Raw genomic sequence first — 2766 nt, forward strand, 5'->3', positions numbered from 1 at the left:
TGTCCAGGTGGATGAGGTCCGCGCCCGTGGGCCCGATCAGAACGTCACCGTCAACCGCCAGCTCGCCGGCGGCACTCATCGTCGCGACAGGAGCGCCCGTGGCACCCCACCGCTGGCTACCGTCGGCATCGACGTGGACGAGCGGGCCCGCCGTCGGGCCGACGTCGAGATCCTCATCAAACTGGGCCGCGCCCGCCGTGGAGATCGTCGCGACCGGCGCGCCAACGACACCGAGGCGAACGCTGCCGTCCGCGGCGATCCGGGCCAGGGAGGCACCCGTGGTGCCGATATCGATGTAGCCGTCGATCGCGAGGTTGCCCGAGGCATCGATCGAGCAGACCGGAGCCGCGGTGGTCCCGAGGCGGAACACGCCCGTGGCGGCCAGGCTCGCGAGCGGGTCGGCAACAGGGCCCACCGTGAGCGTGGACTCCTGATGAACCGCACCCGCGGTAGAGAGGGTCCAGACGGGCGCCGCGGCCGTGCCCGCTCGGATCGCTCCGTCCGCACCCAGGTCGAGCAGAGGGGCAGCCACGGGGCCGATCGTCTGATCACCCTCCATGTGCAGCGCGCCGGCCGTCGAGACCGTCAGCTTCGGGGCGGCCGCCGTCCCGAGGCGCAGGGCGCCGTCAGCGCCGATGTCCACGAGAGGAGCGGCAACGGGACCGCAGGTGATGTCCGACTCGGTGTGGACGAGGCCCGTCGTGGCCGTGACCGTGAACTTACTCGCCCCGACGGCGAAATCGCCTGTGCTGGTGACGGCCCCGTCGGCCGTGACGGCACCGTGCCACGTCGCGGCGCCCTGGACGCACATGGTCTGGTCCTGCTCGATGCGCGTCTGGCGACCGCGGCAGGCGGCTGCCGAGGCAGGCGTCGAGTAGACCAGTCCGACCAGCGCCGCGACCGCGGCGCACACGAGATAGCGGCGCATGTTGGTGCTCCTTGCTGTGCGTAGAGAACAGGAGCGCCCCGTCGGCATGGTGACCGGCGGGGCGCAGGGGAGGAGGAGGACGAGAGACGATACGGAGGACGACAGAGGCGGCTCGCCTGACTACCGCGAGCCTACCAAATCTTAGGCAGAATCGAGGGGTGACCGCAAGGGGCGGTTATGGGAAGAAATAGGCAAAAAGAGGTAGGAATGGAACGATTTGGGATCTGGCCTATCGCCGGACGGTCTCTCCGGCCACGAATGCGTCAAAGTCAGCGGGGTCGTATAGGGCGCGCCCGCCGACCTTCCGGTACTTCCGCGGCTCCCGCCGCTCTCGTTTCCGCATCGTTGCGGCGTCTTTCATCGTCTCCAACCGGTGGCGCACACGTATCAGCAATGCGGATCGCCTACTTCCCACCCGCGGCCTGTCGGCTCCTTAACTCCTCGGCGTTGCCGCGTACCATCTCGCTCGCCCGCGTCGCCGACTTGAGCACCGGATCGGCGGCGCAGAACGCGTCCATGGCCGCTACCCACTTGGTCTCGCGGCGGGTGCGCTCAAGCCACACCCCGAAGTCCTCGCCGTCAGCGCGGGCGATCGGCGCGGACTCGGCGGGGTGTGCCGCCGACCACTCCCGGAACGCCTGCTCGATCGCGGCCTGGCGCGCGTCCGGGATGAGGCGCCGGGCGGCGTTGGCCAGGCGCAGGAACCGCTCTTCGGTTGCCCTGGTAGAATCGCTCATCGATCACACCCCCTTCCGTCGCCGCGTGCGGGCGCGGCCGCTTGGGTTACCCGGCGGCACCTCGCCGTCGATCGTGGCCTTGCCGGACGGGCTGCGGGTCGTCTCGTCGCCGAGCGGATCGACGGGCGGCGGCGGTTCCAGTATCCGCAAGCTGAGCGCCTCGATCCGTTCGAGCGTCTCCAGGATCTCCACCTGTACCGCGAGCGCCGCGGACACCATCGTCGGCTCCCTGCCAGCGTTGCGGCGGGCGGCGGCGAGCGCGGCCTGCGTCTCGGGTCTCATGCTTTCCTCCCTGCGAGGTGGGCCGGCACGAGCAGCGCCGGTCCGGCGGCTGCCTCGATCGGCCGGTTGGCGGCGTCTACCAGGCCGGAGCGCGGGCGCTGCCGGGCGGCCATGAGCGATCGGATGAACGTCACGTGTTCCTTCCCCGCGGCCATCAACTGCGCCGCGGCCATGCCACAGCGGATCCCGGGGTGAGTCCCCTCCCGGAACTGCGGATCGGTGCGCGCCTCGCGGCAGACGGCCTCTGGGTGAGCCGCGATGACGGCGGCGACGTAGTGGATGCACAGGGCCGCCACCTCCTTGTCCGTGGGCTCTGGCTCGGGCGGCAGCTCCGGCGGGGCGGCTCCGGCGGGGAGCGCGATCCGAGCCGAGTAGGCGTCCCGGACGACGCCGAGGGACGACGAGAGGTTGTCACCGAGGGGCAGAGTCAGGGTCGGCTTGCTCACGATTCCACCCTTTCCGGCGCCGGGTCACCGACGCGCCAGAGGTCGATCCCACCGCCGCTCCAGACGTCCAGGGCGCAGGCGGCGCGCAGAGCCCGGAGGACCGTCTCCCGGGCGGGCTCGTCGCGGCGGTCGAAGAGGACGGCCAGGGCCGCCTCTCGTCCGCTCCCGAGCGCGACCCCGTCGGGCCCAGCTACGGACATCGCCCCGGTCGCGTAGACGTCGGCGACGAGGCCCGGAAGCCCGACCAGGAACCACGGCGCCGAATCCCTCCCGGCGAAGAGGCCGGATCCGAGGTCGGCGGCCAGACGGTCAAGATCGACCTCGCCCGAGATGGTGCGCCCCATGCGGTCCGGCGACTGGAGCCAGCGCCGGG

Annotated in this window: 5 protein-coding genes; all 5 read right to left on the reverse strand. The window is 71.3% G+C overall.

Translation table 11 applies throughout. The features are described from left to right. The coding region (locus WC493_RS23185; protein WP_373069005.1) for a hypothetical protein at nt 1-928 on the reverse strand (928 nt) is incomplete at its 3' end. A 404-nt stretch (nt 929-1332) separates the two neighbouring features. Then, nucleotides 1333-1665: a hypothetical protein gene (locus tag WC493_RS23190; RefSeq protein ID WP_373069007.1), complete on the reverse strand. Its 333-nt coding sequence runs from the start codon at nt 1663-1665 to the stop codon at nt 1333-1335. Between the two features lie 3 nt (nt 1666-1668). Further along, nucleotides 1669-1947 carry a hypothetical protein gene (locus WC493_RS23195; RefSeq protein ID WP_373069009.1) on the reverse strand — a complete coding sequence of 93 codons (279 nt, stop codon included), beginning with the start codon at nt 1945-1947 and terminating at the stop codon, nt 1669-1671. Beyond that, nucleotides 1944-2393 (reverse strand): hypothetical protein, encoded by a 450-nt coding sequence (locus tag WC493_RS23200; RefSeq protein ID WP_373069011.1) that lies wholly within the window; start codon nt 2391-2393, stop codon nt 1944-1946. Before WC493_RS23200 ends, WC493_RS23195 begins: the two co-directional genes overlap by 4 nt. Beyond that, nucleotides 2390-2766: hypothetical protein (locus tag WC493_RS23205; protein ID WP_373069013.1), on the reverse strand; the 377-nt coding region annotated here is incomplete at its 5' end. The genes WC493_RS23200 and WC493_RS23205, both read right to left, overlap by 4 nt.

The organism is Zavarzinia sp. (assembly GCF_041650655.1).
Classification (GTDB): Bacteria; Pseudomonadota; Alphaproteobacteria; order Zavarziniales; family Zavarziniaceae; genus Zavarzinia.